This window comes from Viridibacillus sp. FSL R5-0888 (genome assembly GCF_038009105.1).
Lineage (GTDB): Bacteria > Bacillota > Bacilli > Bacillales_A > Planococcaceae > Viridibacillus > Viridibacillus arenosi.
The window spans coordinates 1,809,825-1,832,922 of the sequence record NZ_JBBPAU010000001.1; the positions used below are offsets into that span (position 1 = coordinate 1,809,825).

General features: G+C 33.4%; 27 protein-coding genes and 3 pseudogenes. 23 read left to right on the top strand and 7 right to left on the bottom strand.

Going from position 1 to position 23,098, the window contains the following annotated elements:
• Positions 1-395 precede the first annotated feature (395 nt).
• From MKY02_RS08950 to MKY02_RS08985, 8 genes are all read left to right on the top strand, one after another.
• The gene (locus MKY02_RS08950; RefSeq protein WP_076065332.1) at positions 396-602 is read left to right on the top strand and encodes a hypothetical protein; all 207 of its coding nucleotides are present in this window, start codon (positions 396-398) and stop codon (positions 600-602) included.
• Between the two features lie 82 nt (positions 603-684).
• Positions 685-1,215, top strand: a complete 531-nt coding sequence (locus MKY02_RS08955) for an SH3 domain-containing protein (RefSeq protein ID WP_076034983.1) — start codon at positions 685-687, stop codon at positions 1,213-1,215.
• Positions 1,216-1,757: 542 nt separating this feature from the next.
• Entirely contained in the window at positions 1,758-1,910 is a 153-nt protein-coding gene (locus MKY02_RS08960; protein WP_340710994.1) for a hypothetical protein, read from the top strand.
• A 630-nt stretch (positions 1,911-2,540) separates the two neighbouring features.
• A complete protein-coding gene (locus tag MKY02_RS08965) occupies positions 2,541-3,011 on the top strand; it encodes a DUF2691 family protein (RefSeq protein WP_340710996.1) in 471 nt (156 codons plus the stop codon).
• 229 nt (positions 3,012-3,240) lie between these two features.
• On the top strand, positions 3,241-3,615 hold the full coding sequence (locus tag MKY02_RS08970) for a DUF4362 domain-containing protein (protein WP_340710997.1): 375 nt from the start codon (positions 3,241-3,243) through the stop codon (positions 3,613-3,615).
• A gap of 259 nt (positions 3,616-3,874) precedes the next feature.
• On the top strand, positions 3,875-4,069 hold the full coding sequence (locus MKY02_RS08975) for a DUF4177 domain-containing protein (protein ID WP_340710998.1): 195 nt from the start codon (positions 3,875-3,877) through the stop codon (positions 4,067-4,069).
• A gap of 168 nt (positions 4,070-4,237) precedes the next feature.
• On the top strand, positions 4,238-4,741 hold the full coding sequence (locus MKY02_RS08980) for a GNAT family N-acetyltransferase (RefSeq protein WP_340710999.1): 504 nt from the start codon (positions 4,238-4,240) through the stop codon (positions 4,739-4,741).
• Between the two features lie 380 nt (positions 4,742-5,121).
• A complete protein-coding gene (locus MKY02_RS08985; RefSeq protein ID WP_038183226.1) occupies positions 5,122-5,646 on the top strand; it encodes a GNAT family N-acetyltransferase in 525 nt (174 codons plus the stop codon).
• A gap of 216 nt (positions 5,647-5,862) precedes the next feature.
• On the opposite strand, the pseudogene MKY02_RS22000 reads toward MKY02_RS08985, so the two are convergent.
• The 5 genes and pseudogenes from MKY02_RS22000 to MKY02_RS09010 form a co-directional block, all read right to left on the bottom strand.
• Positions 5,863-5,934, bottom strand: a pseudogene (locus MKY02_RS22000) (YjcZ family sporulation protein); the annotation flags it as partial.
• Positions 5,935-6,374: 440 nt separating this feature from the next.
• Positions 6,375-6,563 carry a hypothetical protein gene (locus MKY02_RS08995; RefSeq protein WP_143691532.1) on the bottom strand — a complete coding sequence of 63 codons (189 nt, stop codon included), beginning with the start codon at positions 6,561-6,563 and terminating at the stop codon, positions 6,375-6,377.
• Between the two features lie 246 nt (positions 6,564-6,809).
• Positions 6,810-7,436, bottom strand: coding sequence for an FMN-dependent NADH-azoreductase (locus MKY02_RS09000; RefSeq protein ID WP_038182744.1), 627 nt, complete (start codon positions 7,434-7,436; stop codon positions 6,810-6,812).
• A gap of 53 nt (positions 7,437-7,489) precedes the next feature.
• On the bottom strand, positions 7,490-8,074 hold the full coding sequence (locus tag MKY02_RS09005; RefSeq protein WP_038183223.1) for a DUF3238 domain-containing protein: 585 nt from the start codon (positions 8,072-8,074) through the stop codon (positions 7,490-7,492).
• Positions 8,075-8,237: 163 nt separating this feature from the next.
• Positions 8,238-8,363, bottom strand: a pseudogene (locus MKY02_RS09010) (DUF3238 domain-containing protein); the annotation flags it as partial.
• Positions 8,364-8,517: 154 nt separating this feature from the next.
• Between MKY02_RS09010 and MKY02_RS09015 the strand changes: the two are divergent.
• The 5 genes from MKY02_RS09015 to MKY02_RS09035 all read left to right on the top strand — a co-directional run bounded on the left by MKY02_RS09015 (position 8,518) and on the right by MKY02_RS09035 (position 11,421).
• On the top strand, positions 8,518-8,991 hold the full coding sequence (locus tag MKY02_RS09015; protein ID WP_340711002.1) for a MarR family winged helix-turn-helix transcriptional regulator: 474 nt from the start codon (positions 8,518-8,520) through the stop codon (positions 8,989-8,991).
• Positions 8,992-9,467: 476 nt separating this feature from the next.
• Positions 9,468-9,974, top strand: a complete 507-nt coding sequence (locus MKY02_RS09020; protein WP_038183220.1) for a YwhD family protein — start codon at positions 9,468-9,470, stop codon at positions 9,972-9,974.
• A gap of 17 nt (positions 9,975-9,991) precedes the next feature.
• Positions 9,992-10,228 (top strand): indolepyruvate ferredoxin oxidoreductase subunit alpha, encoded by a 237-nt coding sequence (locus tag MKY02_RS09025; RefSeq protein ID WP_038182741.1) that lies wholly within the window; start codon positions 9,992-9,994, stop codon positions 10,226-10,228.
• A gap of 39 nt (positions 10,229-10,267) precedes the next feature.
• Positions 10,268-10,741 carry a DUF1189 family protein gene (locus MKY02_RS09030; RefSeq protein WP_340711003.1) on the top strand — a complete coding sequence of 158 codons (474 nt, stop codon included), beginning with the start codon at positions 10,268-10,270 and terminating at the stop codon, positions 10,739-10,741.
• Positions 10,742-10,881: 140 nt separating this feature from the next.
• Positions 10,882-11,421, top strand: coding sequence for an AAA family ATPase (locus MKY02_RS09035; protein ID WP_340711005.1), 540 nt, complete (start codon positions 10,882-10,884; stop codon positions 11,419-11,421).
• 112 nt (positions 11,422-11,533) lie between these two features.
• On the opposite strand, the pseudogene MKY02_RS09040 reads toward MKY02_RS09035, so the two are convergent.
• A pseudogene (locus MKY02_RS09040) lies at positions 11,534-11,832 on the bottom strand (GNAT family N-acetyltransferase); the annotation flags it as partial.
• 278 nt (positions 11,833-12,110) lie between these two features.
• On the opposite strand from MKY02_RS09040, the gene MKY02_RS09045 reads away from it, so the two are divergent.
• The 5 genes from MKY02_RS09045 (at position 12,111) to MKY02_RS09065 (ending at position 16,540) form a co-directional block, all read left to right on the top strand.
• Positions 12,111-13,685 carry a long-chain-fatty-acid--CoA ligase gene (locus MKY02_RS09045; protein WP_038182734.1) on the top strand — a complete coding sequence of 525 codons (1,575 nt, stop codon included), beginning with the start codon at positions 12,111-12,113 and terminating at the stop codon, positions 13,683-13,685.
• A gap of 126 nt (positions 13,686-13,811) precedes the next feature.
• The gene (locus MKY02_RS09050; RefSeq protein ID WP_038182732.1) at positions 13,812-14,060 is read left to right on the top strand and encodes a hypothetical protein; all 249 of its coding nucleotides are present in this window, start codon (positions 13,812-13,814) and stop codon (positions 14,058-14,060) included.
• 107 nt (positions 14,061-14,167) lie between these two features.
• Entirely contained in the window at positions 14,168-14,347 is a 180-nt protein-coding gene (locus tag MKY02_RS09055) for a hypothetical protein (RefSeq protein ID WP_143691078.1), read from the top strand.
• A gap of 151 nt (positions 14,348-14,498) precedes the next feature.
• The gene (locus tag MKY02_RS09060) at positions 14,499-15,137 is read left to right on the top strand and encodes a hypothetical protein (protein WP_340711008.1); all 639 of its coding nucleotides are present in this window, start codon (positions 14,499-14,501) and stop codon (positions 15,135-15,137) included.
• Between the two features lie 164 nt (positions 15,138-15,301).
• Entirely contained in the window at positions 15,302-16,540 is a 1,239-nt protein-coding gene (locus tag MKY02_RS09065; RefSeq protein WP_340711010.1) for a hypothetical protein, read from the top strand.
• Between the two features lie 124 nt (positions 16,541-16,664).
• Here MKY02_RS09065 and MKY02_RS09070 read toward each other — a convergent pair whose 3' ends face one another.
• The gene (locus MKY02_RS09070) at positions 16,665-16,970 is read right to left on the bottom strand and encodes a hypothetical protein (protein WP_038182728.1); all 306 of its coding nucleotides are present in this window, start codon (positions 16,968-16,970) and stop codon (positions 16,665-16,667) included.
• A 183-nt stretch (positions 16,971-17,153) separates the two neighbouring features.
• On the opposite strand from MKY02_RS09070, the gene MKY02_RS09075 reads away from it, so the two are divergent.
• The 5 genes from MKY02_RS09075 (at position 17,154) to MKY02_RS09095 (ending at position 23,087) form a co-directional block, all read left to right on the top strand.
• Positions 17,154-17,297 (top strand): hypothetical protein, encoded by a 144-nt coding sequence (locus MKY02_RS09075; RefSeq protein WP_340711011.1) that lies wholly within the window; start codon positions 17,154-17,156, stop codon positions 17,295-17,297.
• A gap of 228 nt (positions 17,298-17,525) precedes the next feature.
• On the top strand, positions 17,526-19,598 hold the full coding sequence (locus tag MKY02_RS09080) for a helix-turn-helix domain-containing protein (RefSeq protein ID WP_340711012.1): 2,073 nt from the start codon (positions 17,526-17,528) through the stop codon (positions 19,596-19,598).
• A 366-nt stretch (positions 19,599-19,964) separates the two neighbouring features.
• A complete protein-coding gene (locus tag MKY02_RS09085) occupies positions 19,965-22,139 on the top strand; it encodes an acetate--CoA ligase family protein (RefSeq protein WP_340711013.1) in 2,175 nt (724 codons plus the stop codon).
• A gap of 7 nt (positions 22,140-22,146) precedes the next feature.
• Positions 22,147-22,605: a MaoC family dehydratase N-terminal domain-containing protein gene (locus tag MKY02_RS09090; RefSeq protein ID WP_340711014.1), complete on the top strand. Its 459-nt coding sequence runs from the start codon at positions 22,147-22,149 to the stop codon at positions 22,603-22,605.
• A 68-nt stretch (positions 22,606-22,673) separates the two neighbouring features.
• Complete coding sequence (locus MKY02_RS09095; RefSeq protein WP_076034993.1) at positions 22,674-23,087, top strand: MaoC/PaaZ C-terminal domain-containing protein; 414 nt, start codon at positions 22,674-22,676, stop codon at positions 23,085-23,087.
• Positions 23,088-23,098 lie beyond the last annotated feature (11 nt).

Here is a 23,098-nt window from a genome sequence, read left to right on the forward strand (position 1 = left end):
CCTATTTTTAACTTTATTGTTTACAATATGAAACATCCGTAATATAAGTAAGAGGACTCTTTATTAAATTTTAAAAATTTTAAAATTAAGGTGGAATTTCAATGAATTATTTAAGTATAACAAAAAATCTGTTAATCGTTACTACAGTTTCTGTAGCACACTGTTAAATGGAGTAAGTGATGTAAGTTTTTTAGGAAAACCTGCAAAAGAAATTGAATATAAGGGATCACATCTTGTTACATATAAGCTGGAAACTATGAATTAAAGTTTGAATTCCTTAGTATATACAATGATACAAATGATAAAAATCCAAAAGTAGTTAGTTACAATGTTTATAAGTATTAATTTTTAATCAAGTGGAATGTAGCTGTGTAATAAAGTTATTAAAGTTATGAATGATTTTAATATTATTTATTTTTGGGATAGTTTTAACGGTTTGGGGTATTTATCGTATGAGAACAGATGATGGCTTATTTGGAAAAAATCAAAGAAACAAAATCTTATTCAATTTACTGTTAACGGGACAAGCTTCGGGTTTAGGACAATTTTTAAGTGGAATTCTGTGTATTATAGTAGGGGTTATCGCATTTATTGTGAAGTAGTTATAAACAAGAAATTTAGAGTAAATATTAATAATTTATACTTGAGATAGTATTATACTATTTTGAAAAAGGAGATACTAACATGCAAAAGTTATTAAAAACAATTATTTTATCATTAGTAGTATTTTTATTTGTAAGTGTTATTCCCGGGAAGATATCTGCAGCAAGTAATTATCAAACTGCACAAGTAAATGTGGATGGCTTGAATATTAGAACTGGGGCAAGTAATTCTGCTGAAATTGTTGCTCATTTCGTAAAAGGCGATGTTGTGAAATATACAAATTACGATAAATATTGGGCAAAAACAATTTTCAATAAGAAGACGGTATATGTGTCTCGTAAGTATTTGCAGACAATAGAAGTTCCGTCGAAATTGAAAAAGTTAAAGAACGTTACTGTATATAAATATGCAATTGGTCAAGACCCAACAGTTGCGGTAGATCGTAAGGCGAAAGTATATGCATTAGCAAGTAACTCATCTAAGGTGATTGGTACAGTACCACCTGGGGAATTTGTCAATGCACTTGCTTATGATGGTTATTTCTCAATAATTATTTACAAAAATCAAATTGGTTTTGTAAGTCGATGGGATTTACAGCCAGTTGATTTATAAACGTGTGCCATTCAGGCGCACGTTTTTTCTTTTTAAAAAAGTCAAATGGTTAATACGTTTATTTAATAATATGAAGATTGAACTAAGCAGAGTAGGCATAAAATTGCTTGCTCTTTTTTAGTTGGGTTTTACAAAGTTTTAAGGTTTTCGGGTGTGTTTGTATTACTTAACGATTTAAAAAGCGAAAAATTCGAAATGAATGGTCAGAAGTTAAATTTGTTTATTATATTTTGAATATTTGAGTTCCTTATTGAACTAACGGGGCAGGTTAGTTTAAGAAGAATTCGAAAATAATTACCCTAAATAAATATTATGAACATTGAAAACAAAACCCACGAAAGTGTAAAACTACACATAAATAGTGGTATTATATTAATTGTAAGCTTAAGATTGTCATATTGATAGCCATTTTCTTGAAGTATAGAAGGAAATTAATTGAACATTGAACTGGGGTGAAAAAATGTATTGGGATAGTCTACCAAAGTGGTTTTGGATAATTTACTATTTATTTTTAATAGCGACATTGGGAACTGCACTATTTAATGTTATTCGAATGGAACGAGTTTGAGCATTTAGTAACTCAATTACAACAAGGTTCATTCTGGTCTATTTATGTAATCATCGCTTTCTTATATCTACTTGTTTGGTGGGTTATGTTTCTAATCAAAAATGCAAAGAAGGAAGTTTCTTATTAAGCTAACGGGCAGTTTACTTCAAGAAGGAGTTATACCCTATTTCGTAGAATTAATAGTTAAAGGGGAAATATGTATTTTAATATTTTTGATTTTGGAGGTGTTTACAATACCATACATTGATTTAAATTATTTACTAAATGCTAATATGATTTGGAACATTATTGAGCTTTTATTTGTTACTTCATGCATTTCAACTATAATATTCATTTTAACTAAGAGTCAAAACATTTCAATATTATCATCAGTCCCAGTCTTTTTTATCATTTCATTATTAGAAGATGGTGTTTCTAATATAGTTGTCCTATTAATTGTATTCTTAATGCAAGGTGTTATAGTATTTAGCATGAAGAATAAGGGAAATAGAGATGGTAGAAAAGACCATACTTAAAAATAATGAGGAATCCTCTTTGAGTTAACTTTAACAAAAGGTGGGCCCTTATTTTTTACCATTCGACTTTAGTTACCAGTTAATAGACAACCAAAATCGTTACTTAAATTGTTTGCAACCTTATTCAGCTAACGGGTGCTTTACTTGAAGATCATTGAGTTGCATATGCAACTCTTTTTTCTTTATTGAACTAACGGGCAGTTTAGTTGAAATAGTCAAAGAGATTTTTCATTTTAAATGAGGTGATTAGAATTAGAGGTTTAACTTTTGAAATTCCAAATGGTTATGGAAAATATTTGTTTGAAATTTTAAGTGATCTAGAACTTAATGGATTAAATTGGCGAATTGGAGGAGGAGAATCTTATATTATAGAAAATAACACATTAGGGGAGCCTTTATTTCCTTCTCTGTGTACAGTAAATGGGGAAACATTATCTGAGTTAATTTCAAAAGAAGAATATTATCTTATATTTGTCGATTTAAAGGCATTTGCGAATAAGTTAGATGTAAAAGAAATTGCAACTTATCAAGAATTTGTTGAAAGTGAATGTCAGTTTGTACTCTTAGTAGTGGATTCCTCATATATAACGATTTATTCAAAAAAACAAGACATAATTAAACAATTGTTTTCTAAGGGAGTAAATGCTGGTTACAAAAATGCGAAATATATTACAGATGAGAATGATAGCAGAACAACGTTGATTGCTTTCTAATACCCTATTGTAGAAGCAATTTGTAATATATTGAGTAGAGTTGTATTTAAACTATCGGCGCTTTACTTGAAGATCATTGAGTTGCATATGCAGCTCTTTTTTCTTTTTTGAACTAACGGGGCAGGATAGTTGAATAAGTGAAACCGTAAAACAATTTATAAGGTCATATAAATAAAGGGGGGAGTCTATAATAAGATATTTAAGCTTTATAACTCTCAGCGTAATGTTTTTGCTTATAGTTGGTTGTGCCAATATAGAGACGGATTCAAAAAAATTTGTTCCTTCTGATACTGATATTGTGAATAGAAATAATGGTGAAATTGAAAACGAAACCAGGTTAAAAGAATTTATCAAAAATACAGAAACAGGGCTAAAGGATAGTATTCGCGTTGTTGCTTACACGAAAGAAGGAGACCCAATACTAACTGATTTAACATATAACGGAAAGCAGCTTGAAATTACTGAGGATACCACTAGAGATGAGTACGGTAGTGGAGAAAGAAACACATTTGGATGCGAGGAAATTTTAGTTGAAGGAAACAAATACTCTATTATTGGTTGCCAAGGTTACGAAACACCTTATTACTTAGCAGAAGGTAATTAATGTGATTTTCGACTGTGTAATCCTCATCGACCTTCTATCACACCTTGATTTGAGTGCATCCTTCTTCAACTAACGGGTGCTTTAGTAGAAGATCATTGAGCTGTCCATACAGCTCTTTTTTCTTGTTCAACTAAAGGGGCATTTAGTTAAACAAAATTGTTCCAAATTGAAACTTTCCCCAATTCAAATCGTAAAAATAGTTAAATTAAACACATCCTTATTCTGTTTTACGACGCATAATCAAAAGGAGGAGAAATAAATGTATGAATACAAGTTTATTAAAATAGAGTTTAAAAGGTTATCTGGCAAACCTAATGAAGACTATCGAGAAGTAATTAAAAATCACGCAAATCAAGGCTGGCGTTTTGTTCAAATTTTCTCTCCTGACTTTGCAACTTCAGGAGTTGCAGTAGGATCATACTATGAATTGATTTTTGAAAGACCTATAAAATAATAAAAGAACAGAAATTATTCGTTATGAAAGTTTGTGAAATATTACACTTAAACTAACGGGTGCGTTGATCCAAGAAGGATTAACGCTCTTTTTGTTGAATCGATTGTACTAAAGGGGAAGTTAGTTGAATAATATTCCCTTAATTTACTGATAGAAAGGATGTTTTTATTGCCTGTTGAATCTGAAAGACTGTTATTTCGTCCGTATACGGATGATGATTTTGATTTCCTTATGTCCTTATTAACTGACCCTGAAATGGTTCGATTTATTGGAAATGGAGAGACAAGAAACATATACGGTGGGAAGAATTTTTTAAGCTGGATATATAGTACATACAAATTTGGTGATAATTTGGGATTATTGCTGTTAGTTCGAAAAGAAGACAATGTTCTTATTGGGCACGCTGGTCTCGTTCCACAAGTAATTGAAAATGAAGAGGAAATAGAAATAGGGTATTGGATCGCTCGAGATTATTGGGGACAAGGATATGCAACAGAAGCTGCGATTGCACTTTGGAAATATGGAAAAGAACATCTAAATAAACAAAGATTTATCGCTTTAATTCAGCCTGAGAATGTCGTTTCGCAAAAAGTAGCTAAAAATATAGGAATGGTAATGGAGAAGAAAATAATATTAGGAGGGAAAAGCGTAAACGTATTTTCAATATCATAACAATGTCTTATTGAACTAGCTGTCCCAATCATTAGTGTAGTTCTCCTAATATTTATTACAGATAATACCCTTCTAAAGTGGAGGCTTCTAATAGTTGGAATAGTTCTAGTTAAAAGCTTCAGGTGAGCGTTAATTTATATACTAGATGTGATTTAATATAACAATTAAAGTTTGTGAAGAATTTCACTTAAACTAACGGGGGCTTTAGTTGAAGATCTTTGAACTGTCTAGACAGCTCTTTTTTTCTTCTTACTCAACTAAAGGGACAGGTTAATGGAATAAGCAGGTTTTTTAAGAAGGTTGTAGAAGAATATAAAATATGAGATTCATATAAGTAACGGACTAAATTTAAAGGAGTTGAAAGTGTGATAAAGAATAAAATGCATGTCAGAAAAGCAAAAGAAGAAGATGCACAAGGAATTGCGAAAGTTTCTGTTGATAGTTGGAGAACGACATATAAAGGGATTATACCTGATGAATTTTTAACGAATTTATCTTATGATAAACGAACAGAAGCTTGGAAACAAAACATTGCAAAAGAAGATAACTATGTTATTGTAGCTGAAAATGAAATGGGACAAATTATTGGCTTTGCGGATGCTTGGAAAAGAGAAACGAATCTCGAAGAAAATACCGGTGATTTAACGTCTATTTATTTACTAGAAGAATATCAGGGAATGGGCATAGGTAAAAAATTATTTAAGGAGTTATTTCTCCATTACAACAAATTAGGCTATAAAAAAGTATTTGTAGAGGTATTAGAAGAAAATAAAACGCGCTATTTTTATGAGTATTATGGCGCCAAGTTGGTTAAGACAGTTCAAATAAAGATTGGCGGAAAAGTATTAAACGAATCAATATATGAATGGGATTCGATTGATAAAGTTCTCGAAAAGTGTGAATAATTATAAAGAGAGTGAGGGAGTGTTATCTATTCCTCACTCTCTTTATTTGATTTAAAGTAGAATTTTATCAACAGTAAATGAGGAAAGAAACTATTAAAAGGGTCACTCGGTGGCAAGTGACCCTCGGTGAGTAGAAAATGGGTGTGGGTGTGTAAGGCTAAATTACCTTAACAATACAATTATTATTATGGGTTAGCTATCAAAAGAGGCTGTAGATTAATGTAGGAAGCTAGCGCCGACAATAATTAGAAGAATGAATAGGACAACGATTAAAACGAATGATGAATTGTTACGTCTGCCATAGTCATTATAGTTTTGATTTCCCATAATAAATTCCCTCCTTTCTATAATATATAATATGTATTGTTATAGAAAGGAGAGATGATATTCATCTAATCAATTATAAAATCATTCCTTTTGAACAACTTTAAAGAGCGTTACTAAATAAAATGTAGCAAAGCTTTTATATTTCCATTTCAAAATTAAATACCAATATTATCACTTAACAAGTTAAGGTGAAAATTTATCTACGGTACGATTTGAGAATTTCAGATAGTGGTCATTGATTGTCTTTATAGACTTATGTCCTGTTTGCTTTGCTATTGTCGCTAAATCAGCTCCACGCTCATGCATATCTGTAACGAGTGTCTTTTGTTAAACCAGTCCATTTTTTAAAATCATTAAGGTAAGCTCTAGTTGAAATTTCTCTACTTATATACTTCTCGTGATTACCATTCGAAAGGGATACTACCAATTAAATAATCTTCATCCTGCAAGTTATATTTTTTTACATATTCCAGAATGGCCATCACAGTATCTAGTGTTAGTCTATTTTCTTCATTGACCTTTTGTTTCTTCAAATAAACATTCACCGACAAATCATCTAAATCAAAATCTTTTATCTGCATACGTACCATTTCACTAGGTAGACTTGCTGTAATTAAATTAACTAATCAAATTGCTTTTGGCCGTATTGGAAGTTCGCTGATCTTGGTGATTAGGTAATTAATTTTATAAAAAAGGGCAGTATTGTTGAAAAAGGATATTAAAAAATCTCAATAGGACTATTACTTCTCAAATATAGCGAGATAAGCAAATGAAAAACAGCACCACCACTATAAAAGTGTTGGTACTGCTAAATTTAACGATAAGTGGTTAGTTATTTAGAACGTACTTGCTAAATTATCAGCTTTTTCAAGCCCTGCGGAAATAATTTCTTCTGCTTTATCTGGGAATTGGTTGTGACCTTCAATAACTACTTTCATTATATCTTTAACACCGAAAAAGCCCATCATACTTGCTACATATTTAACAGCCATTTCTAATTCAGCCGCTGCTCCATTTGAGTACACACCGCCACTTGCATTTAATAATACAATTTTCTTATTACTAAGAAGGCCTACCGGTCCTTCTGCCGTATATTTAAATGTTTTGCCTGCGCGATTTAAGTAATCAATATATGTGTGTAGTACAGCTGGAATTGTTAAGTTCCATAATGGGAAACCAAATACAACTTTATCAGCTTCAAGGAATTGTTCTAAATATTTATCAGCAACAGCTACTGCTTTTGCTTCCTCCTCTGTTAAATCAAGTCCTCTACTAGCTTTAAATGTACCGTTAATCATATCAACGCCTACATATGGCAATTCTTCATTATACAAATCAAGCTCTACCACGGTATCATTTGGATGTGATTCTTTATAGCTCGCTAAAAAAGCGTTATATAATTTCACACTCACTGATTGGTCTGCTGGTCGATTGTTTGCTTTTACAAATAAAATTTTTGTCATTCTCTTATTCTCCTGTTGCTTCTCTTAAGTTATGATTAGCGTATTATTTTTCTTTACAATATCTGTTTGAAACTATATTCCATATCTCCGCCTAGAGCCTCGGCTGTATCACCAGTTTCCCTGAAATCGTGTGTATGAATTTCTTCAAACGGACCAAAATTTACTTGCTTATAAAATTCATAACATGGGAATCCATCATGTTCACCTTGAATATCGACAGTACCATCTATTTTGATCTGTACAGTTAATAGGTAGTCAACAGGAGGTGCAAATGAATTTAATGGGTTGCTAGCACTTGCACTCATTTGAAATCTGACGTCATCAGAACTCCATACAATATCAGTGCACAAAATATCTTTTGTACTAGCTTGCCCTGATCTTTTATTAACGGAACCATTTGGAGTTGTGATTCTTTCCGTTGTTATACCAGTATTTGCATGTGTGAAAATTTCTTTTTTATAAAAATCTACAACCACTTCTTGTTCTATTCTAGAACGCATAGCGTTTACAGCATTAGGTGTAAATTCACGTGAGTCACCTTCGAATTGAATCAAGTTTCCTGTTTTAATATCCTTCTTAGGTTCAGTCCAAGACGTAGGAATAAATACACTTGCTCTAATTTTAATAATGCTAGTAATAAGAAACACCTCTGTAATTTTAATTTTATATTGAGTAATCCATAGCATTGATTCATTCAGCAAAACAAGTCGCAATTTCTTTCGCATAATAGTCAATTGCTTTTCCTTTAATATTTGCTGCTTCTTATTCAAATAATGATACTCTTCTAATTCATATTTATATCTAGATTGCCTTTTTAAAACTGTATTCCATATCTCCATCTAGCGCTTTTGGAGTGTCACCAGTTTCTCTGAAATTATGTGTATATATATGGAGCATATACTCTCCCTCCAATTTTAACGATGTTAGGCATGAGAAACCCCCATAATTTCTTTATTTTTGTTTCGGTGAATTTTATTTCTGTTATTCTAAAATATAGTCAACTTGATTGACTTTATTTCTGATAGTACAATGGAATTTACATATAGTCAACCAGTTTGACTTTTTATAAGGAGGTTTATGTATGAATCATAGTGAATTTAGTGAATTGGATCTTACATCACTTTTATCATTATCCTATAGTGCAACGATTAATGAACTACATGAAAGATTAAGCGAATTGGGATTTGGAGATATAAGACCTGCACATGGTTTTATGTTTAAATGTATCATACCTAATGGAGCAACTGGTATAGAACTATCTGAGTATTTAGGAATTACCAAACAGGCTGTAAGTAAAATGGTAGATTATCTCGAAAAGAATGGTTATGTTATGCGTCAAACTCATCCCACTGATAAAAGAGGGAAAATTATTGTTTTGACTGAACGAGGTTGGTTAGTAGTGAAAGCAAAAGAGAAGATACTAACTGAGGTTGAGGGACGGTGGAGTGAAAATATAGGTAGTGAACGAATGCAAATGCTTAAAGGAGATTTATCAAAATTAATTTTCAAAGAAAATGAAGGTAAATTATCATCATTCTCAAGACCTATTTGGTAAAATTGAGCCTATAAAAGGGAACTTTTTTAGCATGTTTAAATTCATACTAACAGTGTAACATTCCTGTGATTATATAAATTAGCAGCAAAGCCTTTTTCTACTTCAAGTAACGGAGCAGATTTGTTCAATAAGATATAAAATCGTAATTTTCTAGTTTCAACTAACGGGGCTTTCATTGATGAAGAGCTATAAAAAATCAAACTTTTTTATCAAACCGTATATTAAATTACCAGAAAAGAAAGCATTTGATCAATTAATGCTTTCTTTTTATTTACTGTAAAAAGTTATTTTTATAGTTAAATTTAATCAAACATTATTCCAAACCAACATTCAGACTATTGAATGAACTTTGCTAAATTGTATTGCTAGTTGACTTTAGAATCTTTATATTAAACGTATCAATCAAGTAATGAATAGAAGTAGTAGCTCTTAATGATTTCAATCGTATATAAGAGAGGGGCAGGGATATGGAACCAATTAAGAAAAAGATACAATTTAACATTCTCAGTAGTGATTCAACGAATGGCGATGGTGGTTTTGGAGTAGGAACACTCGATTTAAATAATATTACACCAGTCATTATAGATGTAGAGTGTGAAGACGTTTTTATAGATATGGAAGCATTACATGGGCGAAGTAGAATAGAGAAAAAAGTACGTTTTGCACCAAACCGTGAGCATGCAGGGCAAGATTATTTTAAATATTGGATTGTCTGGATTGCTATGCAAATCTCAAGTAGTGGTGCATATTATGCAGGCTGTACGGCAAGTGAAGTATTAGTTTCGAAAGAAGAAAGGCGCATCAAATTAGGTTATAAATCCCTTCCTGAGCAAGTTAATATGCTAGATAAGGCGATGAAGGGTAATGTGATTATAGATCATCTAGATTCGAAGTCGAAACAATTACTCTGTCACTTTTTGAAAAGCTTCAATGAGGAGTACTGGGAGAAAAGTCCGCAAATATTGAAGGAAAAACTCATATAGACGAGGGGGAACACAAAATGGCTTTTGTTATAACAGAGGCGTGTCAGGATGAAAAAGCAGCATCTTGTTTAGATGTATGTCCGGTAGATTGTATAAAACCTGTAGGTAACCAGTATCTGATAGACCCTAGACTATGTATTGATTGCGGTGCTTGTGAAACAGTATGTCCGGTTGAAGCTATCTATCATGAAGATGATTTACTAGAAGCAGATCAACCTGCGAGAATAATGGCTATAAATCACTTTAGAGCATAGTATTTTAAAGTTAATAAAATTGGGAGTTAAATCAGTCGAATGAGCATTGTTACTACATTTAAAGTAAGTTTATCATTACCAAAAAAGAAGGCAGTTTATCAATTAAACCGTATCAAAACGAAAGATTACTTATTGTATATTCTACTAATGCACTCTGTAATGGCGTTACCAAATGGCATACAGATGGCGAGTGAGTTTATAGCAAAAGGTGACATTGATAAAACCTTTCTAATAGTCTGCACTTTATACCCTTTATTAGTCATCTTGACAGGTATTACAAGTATTTCAGTTCTTGCAACGACAGGATTACTAATAAGAACCATTGCAAAGAGGAAGCTAGTATATCAGCTTCTTTGGAAAATGGCCATGTATGCATGTACATACCCGGTTTTACTATATACGACAATTAATCTCTTTTACAAAACAAACTCGATGATTCATATAACATTAGTCGTGCTGTTTTTATATATTTTCACAAAAATGATTTTAGCTTATCCGAAAAAGAAGAGATGACTATATAGTGAAACATGAATTTAAGAATAAATGAAATGAGTCAGGAGATGATCTACTCTTGGCTTATTTTTTATCATTCACATTAACTTTTTAAAGGGAATGGAATTACAAAATAGAATATGTAGTAGGGGGTGAACATATTGGACAAAACTCTTCCGAAGAAAATACATATTATAGGTTCAGTAGGTAGTGGTAAAACTACTTTGGCGAAAGAGCTTTCTCGTAAATTGGAAATACCTTATTATGAGCTAGACAATGTAGTTTGGAAACGAAGTGAAACAGATGAAATTAGGAGAACGGTTGACGAGAGGAAAGATGTATTAAATGGAATTATAAAGTCTGATTCCTGGATTATAGAAGGCGTACATAACGAAGAATGGGTTGCTAATAGTTTCAAACATGCTGAAGTAATCATTTTCTTAGATATAAATTATAAGGTGAGAACATATCGAATTATTAAAAGGTTCATTTTGCAAAAGTTGAAAGTGGAGCAATCTCATTACAAACCGACATTTGAAATATTCTTGAAGATGTTTAAGTGGAATAAATATTTTGAAGATGTGGGAAAACCAAATTTCTTTACGCGATATGATGATTGTCGGGATAAGGTTCTGATTGTATCGAATTGTAAAGGTATAAAGCGCTATTTTGAACATGTTAGAAAGGAACCCTTTATGTAATGTACCTGTTTAAATTGAATATTGATTTTCTTCAAATAAAAAAGCGTATTCGAGATGAAAATCGAATACGCTTTTTACGGGAGGGTAATAAAAAAACGCTCTCTAATTTAACTTATTTAGTATTTTCCCATTCTTCTCTTAATAAACCATACGAATAGAATCATAATACTGACCATTGTAATAAAGTGCTTTGTGAATTTTCGCTTCTATTTGCATACCTAACTTTTCACCAACACGAATCATACGTTCATTCCCTGACCATGTACTAAATGCAACACGAACCAATGGTAATGTATTAAATAAGTGGTTAATCCATAACTTCAAAGTACGTGTACCGAGTCCTTTTCTCTAGGTATTTACTTCATGGAAAACTATTCCTAATTCCAGCCAGTGTGAAGGCTCGTGTTCCCAAGCGCTGTTTCATTGATGTATTCGTTTTTACGTTAGTTCCAAAAATAAATTTATATTCAATAAATTATAACGTTAATTACTTCGTTGTTTTAAAGCACTAAACATTTTTGTCATTTCCTGTACTAGCACAGCATATCACTATTATATTCCATTTGTTTAGTAGGTTATAAGTAGAGAGTTTAACTTATAAAATGTCATTTTGATAAATAGGAGATGACAGAATTATCTAACAAATGTAAAATGGTAATAATTACATAAAATAGAAGGGGTGTTTAGGAATGAATGTACCACTAGTTTTATCGGAGTTCCTTGATCGTGCTGTAACACTATACGGTGATAAGGAAGCTGTGCAATGCGAAGGGAGAGTATTTACATACCGCCAGTTGGAAGGGCGTGTAAATCAACTTTCAAGAGGATTACAATCAATTGGAGTTGTAAAGGGAGACCGAGTAGCATATCTAGCTTCTAACACAGTAGAAATGCTTGAAGGCTTTTATGGCATATACCAATTAGGCGCGATAATGGTACCTCTAAATATCCGATTAAAACCAGAAGACTATTTATTTATCTTAAATCATAGTGAATCGAAGGTGCTATTAGTAGATCAAGATTTATACGAATTAATCTTGCCAATTAAAGACCTGTTACAAACAATCGAGCATATTATTGTGCATTATAAAGAAGAAGCTACGGAGGAAATTGGTTATGATGAGTGGTTAGCAACATTTTCTCCAGAACCAGTTAAACGTGCTGAATTGGATGAAAATGATGTCTGCAGTTTACTTTATACAAGTGGTACAACTGGGGATCCAAAAGGAGTTATGCTGACGCATCGCAACAATTATTTACATGCATTAAGTTCGATGCATCATTTGCGAGTAACAGATGAGGACATTTACTTGCATGTTTTACCGATGTTCCATGTAAACGGCTGGGGTGCTCCGTTTTATTATACAGCGAATGGCGCGACTCATATTTGCTTGAAGAAGGCCACACCAGAGGCAATTTTCCGTGAAATCGAAGCGCAAAAAGTAACAATTGTCCATATGGCTCCAACTGTACTTAATTCACTATTACAATATTATGATGAGCACAAGCCTGTCGTTGACCAAAAGGTACGTGTTGTCCTTGCAGGGTCTGCGCCACCACATGCTTTTATCAAAAAAGTGGAACAAGAACTTGGCTGGGAATTTATCCAGGTTTACGGTATGACGGAATCTTCACCACTAAGTCTCGTTTCTAGAATTCTGCCACAGTTCAGTGACCTATCAGATGACGAAAAATCACGTTTAAAAGTAAAAGCAGGATATCAGATGATTGGTGCCGAAGTAAAAGTAGTGGACGAGTTCGGGGAAGAAGTGCCTCATGATGGTACAGCAACAGGAGAAATAGTCGTTCGCAGTAATGGCGTAATGAAAGGCTATTGGAAAAATGAGAAAGCAACATTAGAAACAATTCAAAATGGATGGCTCCACACGGGTGATGTGGGAACCATTGATGAAAGGGGCTATTTCGAGATTACAGACCGCAAAAAGGACATTATTATCAGTGGCGGTGAGAACATTTCTTCTATTGAAGTAGAAGGCGTACTATATGATCATCCCGCTATTTTAGAAGCAGCAGTTATTGCTATTCCTCATGAGAAATGGGGAGAAACACCACATGCGTATGTTGTTCTACGGGAAAATGCAGAAGTAACAGAACAGGAAATCATCGACTTCTCCCGTTCAAAATTAGCTCATTTTAAAGCGATTAAAAGTGTGACATTCACAGACGAATTACCAAAAACAGCATCGGGTAAAATCCAAAAAGTTCATTTACGAAATGAGCATATTGAGAGTATGAAAGTTTAAGCTCTCCAAACAGCCACCTAGATTAGGCTGTACTTTCAATGAAATGGACTCATAATTGGCGCTATTAAAAGCAAATATATTTATATAAAATTGCATATAATGAAAAAAAGTAAAGAGGTGGTCTAGTTGATCTTTATATTAGCCAGCAGCGTGCTAGCTTTTATACTCATACTTTCTGAATACTTGAAAAGCTCGAAAATCTTCAACGTATTTTATTTTATTTCATTAGTAAGCGTCATCTACACATTTGTAAGTTTCATTGATATAGGAGGATTAGAAGCTTTAAGTTATAGCATCATCTCTTTAATATTCGGCATAATTGGCGTAGGTGGTATGGTAATAACACTATGTAAACAAAAACAATTGAATATGTAAAAATTGGCCTTCACAGATTTTTTCTGTGGAGGTTTTTTGATTGTGAGACGGAATATGGGAGGTAGTTAGGACGTGAATATTTTGCTAAATAACAAAGGACCGAGTTAGTGCAACAAACGATGGAGTTAGTGCAACAAACGCCCTGGATAGTGCAACAATCAATGTACCTAGCGCAACAAACAGCTGACATAGCGCAACAAACAGCTTTTTCACTCGATCCAATCTCACAAAATATTAATACCCCTTCAAAAAGCAACTTCCAAATTAGTTTAGTGATAGTATGGTAAATGGAAATATCGACCATGTGGAAAGGTCATACTATATAGATTATTGTTACTTTTCATGTGAGTACCTTACCAAAGAAATACTGTAATCTAAAATAGAACTAATAATTTTATAGAGTAAAATAGCAAATTACTTAAAAAGGAGAAATGTAAAATGCTTCAGAATGAATATATTCATTATCACCGTAATTACGGGTGGGATATAAATGATTATAAAGCAATGCTTAAATTTGCAAACAAGGGTCGGGAGCAACTGACATTTTTTAGTTATGGCTGTAACTTGGATAATAATTCGATTCATCGGCTAATAGAAGAATATTTTTTATCAGAGGATGTTAAAAGAAACGAGGATTTTATAGAAGTTGAATTTGATTGCTACGATTCAAATTTAAGTAATCAAATAAAAAGAAAGTATACAATTCGAAAATTTAATATTGAAGAAAAAAGATTGATTGAATTTGAAAATGAGGTATCTCAACATTCCGGTAAGCATATTCGATGTGATATCAATGTACGAGGACATTTCGAGGTGAAACTTAATAACAAGCTTTATTCTACACTTGTATATAAAACATTGGATTGTTCAGCTGTATATCGAGAAGCGATAAAAGGTCAGTACTTATTTTTAATCGATACTGAATCGACCGACAATGAAGAAATGAGAAATAAAATGCATCTATTGCCTAAGAATATACAGTCACTTAATCTACCGATAAATTTTACAAAAATTCAAAAAGAGGTATATGTAAAAGATTGGATTCGTCAAATTTTAGAAGAGATGAGATTAAAATAAAAGATGAAGAATTAAATTATCAGTAGCTAATTGAATTTTCTTTAAAAATATCTCTCTATACTTTAATGGGAATATATTTTATCGTTATAATGAAGTTAAATATTATATTAAATAGAGAGGTTAAAATAGTATTAATAACTACAGAAATAAAATAGGAGATAAAGATGAAGAAAAATAAATGGTTTTACATTATCAGTGGTATTTTAATTGTGATTGTAGCAGCAGGCTATTTTTTACCACGCCTTCTTCTTAACATTGCGTATTCCCCTCAATTAGGGGAGAAAGAAGTGCCACTCGTAGAAAACTTACCCAAAGCAACTGACACATTAGAGATGAAAAATGGAAAATACTTATTAGCCTTTTCGGAATTAAAAAGTCAAAGTGATTCTGATACAGGAGCTTTTTACGTTATTGATGAAACAGGCCGTTTTTTATCGCAAAGCGTCAAGCAAGATCTATCAGAGCCAATCGGTATGACGACAGCCAACAATAAAGCGTATGTCGTTAATAACCGCTCTCTACAGCGTTCATCAATTGACTTGAAAACAGGTAAGATTGAGTCAATTAATATGAATAAACAATCAAGTAATTCCTTTTCACTTTATTCGAATAATGATTATGTTATTTATGATATTGCAGGGAGTCTAAATAACGGTCAAAAGCTTGTATATTGGCGACAAAATAAACCGAATGATAAGAAATCAATCGTTATTCCACACGGTTTTGCTCATTCCATGCATGTTGAAAAGGATGAGGCATACATTACGACGGCTGATTCGGATGCGATTACGTATATCCATCACGTCGACTTAAAAAACAATAAGGTCATTTCCTCAAAAAAATTAGATTTAGAGGATGAGGAGTATTCACAAACTGGTTTACCAAGCAATCCGACACTAGTATATTACAAAGGATATTTGTATTATACAGTCAATCAAATGAAGACTGTATCGGATACTGATGATACAATTATAAATACAGGGAAGCTTGTGAAAATTGACCCTAAAACTTTAAAAATCGTCAAAAAAATTTCGATTGGTGATGAAAATTTTAATCCAGGCTCACTAGCGGTTGTCGATGATCAAATTGTTATTTTAAGTGACTATTCAGAAGCGTATGTGATGAATGATCAAGAACAGATGAAAAAACTTACTTTCAAAATACCACAGGATCAACGTTCAGCTCTAGAACAAAAAAGTACATTTACAGAACAAATAACCGTTAAAGGAAATAAAGCGTACATTTTCACTATGTATAATCTTCGCAATAATGATAGTGATGATGCTATTGAACGTGGTGAAATAAATGCTTTTAATTTAGCAAATGGTGAGCACCTATCAAGAACGGTCGTTAAAATGCCTTTATCCACCTACTTAACGATGACCTTCGCTGTCATTCAATAAATAAAGTTATTAAAAAAATAACTATTTTGCTAATAGGGCAATAATTACTACTACATAAGTTTTTTTCTACTATATAAACAATAGCCAGCTAATTGCATTTCAACACTGCGATTAGCTGGCTATTTTATTGATCAAGCCACAAACCTAGTCTCAAGAAAATTGCACCCGTAATCATTAATGTAAGAAGAGGGACATATGCTACTCCACCAAAGTCTGCAATAGATGCAAAGTATGCAGTAATAAGAAGACCTATTCCTGATAATATGCAATATAATCCGACTTTTCTTGTGACTTTTTCTGGTTTGCCATTACTTCTTTCAGATTTATTATAAAAACCAATAAATTCAATCATGTTATACCGCCAAACTACTATACCTAAAGTAACAATGAGCAGCGCAAAAACAATCTGAAAAATGAACATAAATAGCATCATCTATCCCCCAAAACGAATCTTCAAATTATTTATTATGAGTAATTATAAATTTGAATTGTCTTATCTATAGTATTCCCCTTATATTCCAAAATACCTTTCTAATAAGAAACACCATCTATAGGACGTGAATATTCTGCTAAATAACAAAGGATCGAGTTAGCGCAACAAACGATGAAGTTAATGCAACAAACGATGAAGTTAATGCAACAAACAGCCGACTTAGTGCAACAAACAATAGAGTTAACACAACAAACAGTCAAGTTAGTGCAACAGACAATATCATCATCTATTTATATTGCCTCGATCGGCTGTAAGATTAATTAAAATCCTTGAAGGCAATGTAGCAATAGAGAGTTTCAAACGAAACAAATAGAAAAATATCGTTTTTACAAGCTTACAAATGTAAAATGAAAGGGTTTACAGTTTAGTTGTAGAATATATAGAGTTAAAGTATTTTTGTAAATATTTTTATAGAGCTAAGCGACTTTTGACTCATCCGTTGAAATTTAGGATTATTGTGAATGAATTTGGATCTTGATGGAGGAGGTACCTATGCAAATAAATGATATTCAACCCCATTTTAAGAAGGATGCATCAGATAATAGTTATATAGAAAAATTAACAAAACAATTTGCAAGCAAAATTGATAACTTTTTTGTATTGTATATACCTGAACAAAACGAGCAATCAATTGATTATGAATCTTTATTCAATCATCATCAAATGCATGGGCAAATATTTAAAATACAAGCTGAAGGCGATGCATTACTCGCAAAGACCTTTATCATAAAGGAAGCAGTATATCAAAAAAATGAAGAGGTATTTTTGAACCTAAGGCTAAAAGCTAGAGATGAAATGGTTGCAGAAATCGCAAAAAACATTATGTTTTATTTATTAGCAGAGAACGATCCATCACATATAAAAAGTCATCCTATTTTAACTAATTCTAGCTTCATTGAAGAAAAGCTTCTCCAATTACAAAATTCACTGAAAGCAAATTCATTTTTAGCAGAGTCATCTACTTGGGAGAATTTTTATAGCTGGTTTAGACTTCAATTAATTGAATGGATGCTTGAAGAAATTGAACTTTTTAGTCAGGTAGAGGAATTTTCTAAATTAGATGATAGAGAACTAAACGAAATGTTTTACAGCTATTTGAGCACTAATTTTTCTGAAAATACTGAATTTGTTGAAAGGACAGCACAAATAGTAAATGTCTATGTACAGCAATGGGCTCAAAACATCATAAATGAGATAAGGTTAGGGGAAATTGAAATTCCAGAAATAGAAAGTAGTATTCATCAACATAAAGGCGCACTGGAAGCAAAGGGTTTATTAATCTCCAAACGTAGAGATTTTGCTTATAATTTTATGATTCATAATCATCTATTTGTGATGAATTCTGCTCCGTATCAAGCTGTAAGAGAGGCTATTTTCAAAAAAGTCTTTAGAAATATGGAGCAATCACCGTGGCCAACAACGAAGATTAATAAAGGTAATACAGAAGGTGTTATTCAAATTATTCCTAAAACAGAAACAGACAATCAATTCCCTAATCCGAACGTAACAACTCTCCAAGAAGCTTGGCATGTTGCTGATTCATTGACAGACGTTGATGTTGATGTCTTTGATGCGCTTTGTGGAATCTTTTTATCAAGAGCAAAGCATAATGAGGAAATGATTGAAATTGAATTGAATGATTTATTAGCTTTGAGAGGTTTGAAGCCTAAGTTAGGTGGTGAAGGTCGCCGTGGTGGATTTGAAGCGAAACAAAAAGAGCAAATTTTGAAATCGCTTACAAATATTCAAAGCATATGGCTTAGCATTGATAAAGCGACGATTTATGAAAAAGGTAAGCCTGTACAAATAAAAATGCAAGGACGTACCTTTATTTTTAAAGATGAACATGGTGAAGAATACTCGATTTCAGAAAAGAATTGTGCAAGAAAGATTACTTTTACAATTGATCAAGTGTTTGCAAAATACTTAAATGGTTCTAGCAGGCAAGTGGCTTTGCTCTCTATGAAGGCTCTGCAATATCACCCATATAAACAACTATGGGAAAAAAGGTTATCTAGATATTTTAGCTGGCGTTGGAGAACACAAGCAAGGAAAGGTTCATTTCTGCAGCCAAATAAAATCCATACATTGCTGGAATCAATAGGGGAAAAAGTGAACGTTAAAACGCCTTCCCGAACAAGAGAGCGTTTCGAAAAAGCTTTGGATACGTTACTTGAGGATGGTGTAATTGCTTCATGGCACTATGAAAAATGGGACGAAGCAATTGCCGATTATAAAGGATGGTCGCGAATGTGGTTAAATGCATCGGTTTTAATCGAGCCACCTGAAATTATTAAGGACCATTACCGTTCAATTGAAAAAAAACAAAAAGGTCGAAATAAGGAACAGCAACTTCCGCTTATTCCAAATGGTCCAAATTCTCAACAATCACTAGGTGAAAGATTAAAAAAATGTCGCAAAAGTTTACAGCTCACCCTGTTCCAAGTTGCAGAGGCACTAGAAATATCACCTTCTTACGTCAGCAATATTGAAAGAACCATCATAACCCCTTCAGCAAAAATACGAAAAAAAATAATCAATTGGCTTGATATATATGAAACTTAATTTTAATCAGAACCTTTGGCATAATTGCAGAGGTTTTTTTATTGTTCTTAAAAATTTTTATCGATTTAACCTACTGAGGAGCAGTTTTAACCTACCAGAGAAATCATTTACCTACTTTCTGCGTTTATGTTGCATCATTGTCGGGGCTGGCATGAAGTGATGTCGGGGTTATCGAGAATAGATGATTTTTTCATCATTTGACAACCTATTATCATTCCTCACTTTTGAGGGCGTGTCAATTTTTTTCACACCCTAATAATTATATAAGTTTAGTGAATTATAATTTCTAGAATTATAAACGGTTAGCGGTACACTGATTGAACAGATACGTATCTGTTCAACTATTCAGCAGATGGGGGGATATAGATGACAGAAGTTAAGAAGAAGTATGAGGATCTTGAAGCTTTGTTTAAGCCACAGTCAATTGCAGTTCTTGGTGTTTCTGAGAACCAGTACAAAATCGGTTATTTACAAGTTAAAGCGTTGTTAGATGGTAAATTTACTGGTGATATTTATCCGATACATCCTTCTGCTAGCGAAATCGTTGGATTAACATGTTACCCAACTTTACAAGATGTTCCTTATGATATCGACTTAGTAATTTTTTGTGTATCTGCAAATCGAGTAGAAGCAGGTATTGAGGCATGTGTAGATAAGAAAGTTAAGGCAGCAATTATTTTTGCAGCTGGTTTCTCTGAAACGAGTGAAGAGGGGATAGAACTGCAAGTTCGGTTAACTGAAATTGCTAAAGAAAATGGTATTCGAATTGTTGGACCTAACTGCGTTGGGTTAGTGAACGTTTCGAACGGTTTAATCGGTACTTTTTCTCCCGCTATTTTAACAGTTCCAACAGATGGTCAAAAGGGCGTAGGTTATGTCTCTCAAAGCGGCGCATTTGGCGTGTTAACTTATATGGCAGCCGCGCAAAATGGAGTCAGTTTCAATTACTTCGTGAGTACGGGGAATGAAATGGAATCGGAATTCGCCGATTTTGCGGAATATATGATTCACGATCCCAACACAAACATTATAAGCGGTTATTTAGAAGGTGCCAAAAATCCCGAAAAACTTAAAAGCCTAGCAAAAGAAGCGCTGGATCGAAATAAGCCTATCATTATTATGAAAACAGGACGTAGCACAGCAGGTAGTAGAGCGGCTGTTTCTCATACAGGATCCCTTGCCGGTTCAGATAAAATTTATGATGCATTTTTCAAACAAGCGGGTATTGTTCGAGCAGACGACTATGAAGATATCATCTCTTTTTCTAAGCTTTTTCAAAAAGATAAACTACCAACAGGGAAAAATACAGTAATCATTACAAGCTCGGGTGGTAGAGGGATAAATGAAGCTGATCGATGTGAAGCTTATGGATTAAATATTATACCTCTTAGTAGTAAGACAACATCTGAGATTAAACGCAATGTACCTAGTTTTGCAAGCGTTTCCAATCCGATTGATCTCACAGCTGCAGCATCTGTTACGAATCCAGAGTTATTTTTAGCACCATTAAAAGCCCTTGTTGAAGATCCGGAAGTGGATAATATCGTTTTCACAGAGTTCTCACATAGTTGGAAAGCTGAATCGCCACTCTTACAAGAGTTCATTAAAATCTGTAATTGTTCTGCTAAGTATGTCTGCATTACGACGTTTACATTAGACGGAATGAGCTACCCACCAGCAACGGAGGAACTTGTGAAAAATGGTATACCCGTTGTACCAAGTCATCTGAATCCAATCAGAGGGCTATCGAAATTAGTAGAGTATGGTCAGTACTACCGTGAGAATCAGAAAAATAATGAAACGACTGATGTAGAAAGTGACAAAAAATATGATGTTGAGAGTTTATTAACACCAGGTGCAACTTTAAGTGAAGCGCAAGCGAGTGATGTGTTAGAACGTTATCAAATTCCAACGACGACTCGTATGATTGCAAAAACAGCGGAAGAAGCTGTAGAGTACGCAAATAATATCGGTTATCCAGTTGTCTTAAAAGTCGATTCACCAGATATTCCACATAAGACAGAAGCGGATGCCATTCGATTAAATTTAACGAACGATGCAGAAGTAAAACAAGCATTCCATCAAATTATTGCTAATGCTAGTCACTATAAACAGAACGCAAGTATCAATGGTGTTTCAATTCAGGAAATGTTAGCTGATGGAGTTGAACTAATTATAGGTGCCCACAATGACGCAGTATTTGGGCCAGTTGTCATGGTTGGACTAGGTGGTATTTTCGTTGAAATATATAAAGATATTTCATTTAGAGTTGCTCCTATCTTAAGAAAAGATGCACTAGAAATGATTGATGAATTAAAAGGAAAAGACATATTAAAAGGTGCAAGAGGTAAAGCCGCGCTTGATGTGGATGCGATTGTTGATGTGCTATTGAAGGTATCAGCCTTAGTAACAGATTACAAGGATTCAATTGAAGAGTTAGATATAAATCCGTTGATCGTATATGAAAATGGAGTAAAAGCGGCTGATGCCATGCTTGTTGTCAAAAATAAAACAGATTTGATAGCGACAATTAGGGGGTAGAAAGTGTATGGAATTGGCGCATTTAAAAGGTTTAACAGGAGCAGAATTCACTTTTGAAGTGGAAAAAAGACATATTCGACAATTTGCTGAGGCAATTGGAGATCCGAATCCTTTATATGTTGATGAAGCGTATGCGGCTACAACGATATATGGAGGCATTATTGCACCGCTAACTTTCCCAATCGCTATTGGTCAGGAGAGTGGGGAAAATTTTGATCTAGGACTAGATCACAAAAGAATGCTACATGGCGAACAGGAATTTATCTATCACCGCCCGATTCGTCCAGGGGATAAATTACATTGCCAACTGAAGGTGTCTGATGTGTATGAAAGGCAAGGAAAAAAGGAACTAATGGAATTTTTAGTGCTTGATACAGAAATAAAGGTTCCCTCTGGTGAACTCGTTGTCATCAGTCGTACGAATATTATTTATCGACCTTTAGCGAGCGTAACAGTTAATAAATAACTAGTATTAAGAAAATATTTGGGGGCTAAAGAGCAACTTAAAGCCCCCAAGTAAGGAGGCAGATGAATATGGTGAGTTACGTAGATTTACACGAAGGACAACAGCTTGAAACTCTTACGAAACTAGCTGTCACAAAAGTTCAATTGGTTAAATATGCAGGTGCTTCAGGAGATTTTAATCCGTTACATACGGATGACGCATTTGCGCAGAAAGTAGGTATGCCTGGTGTAATTGCACATGGCATGTTGGTAATGGGCTTTCTTAGTGAATATGTAATGAAACTAGCAGGTACTACAGCAATTCCTACTAATTTTAAAATGAGATTTGGTGCTATTACAGTTCCTGGAGATCAAATAACGTGTAAGGCACTAGTTAATCGGATGTATGAAGAAAATGGGAAGCAATTTGTCGTACTAGATCTCACTGCAGAGAAAGAAGCATCACATGTAGTCGGTACAGGTCAAGTTATATTGCAATTTTAATCATTTTTAAC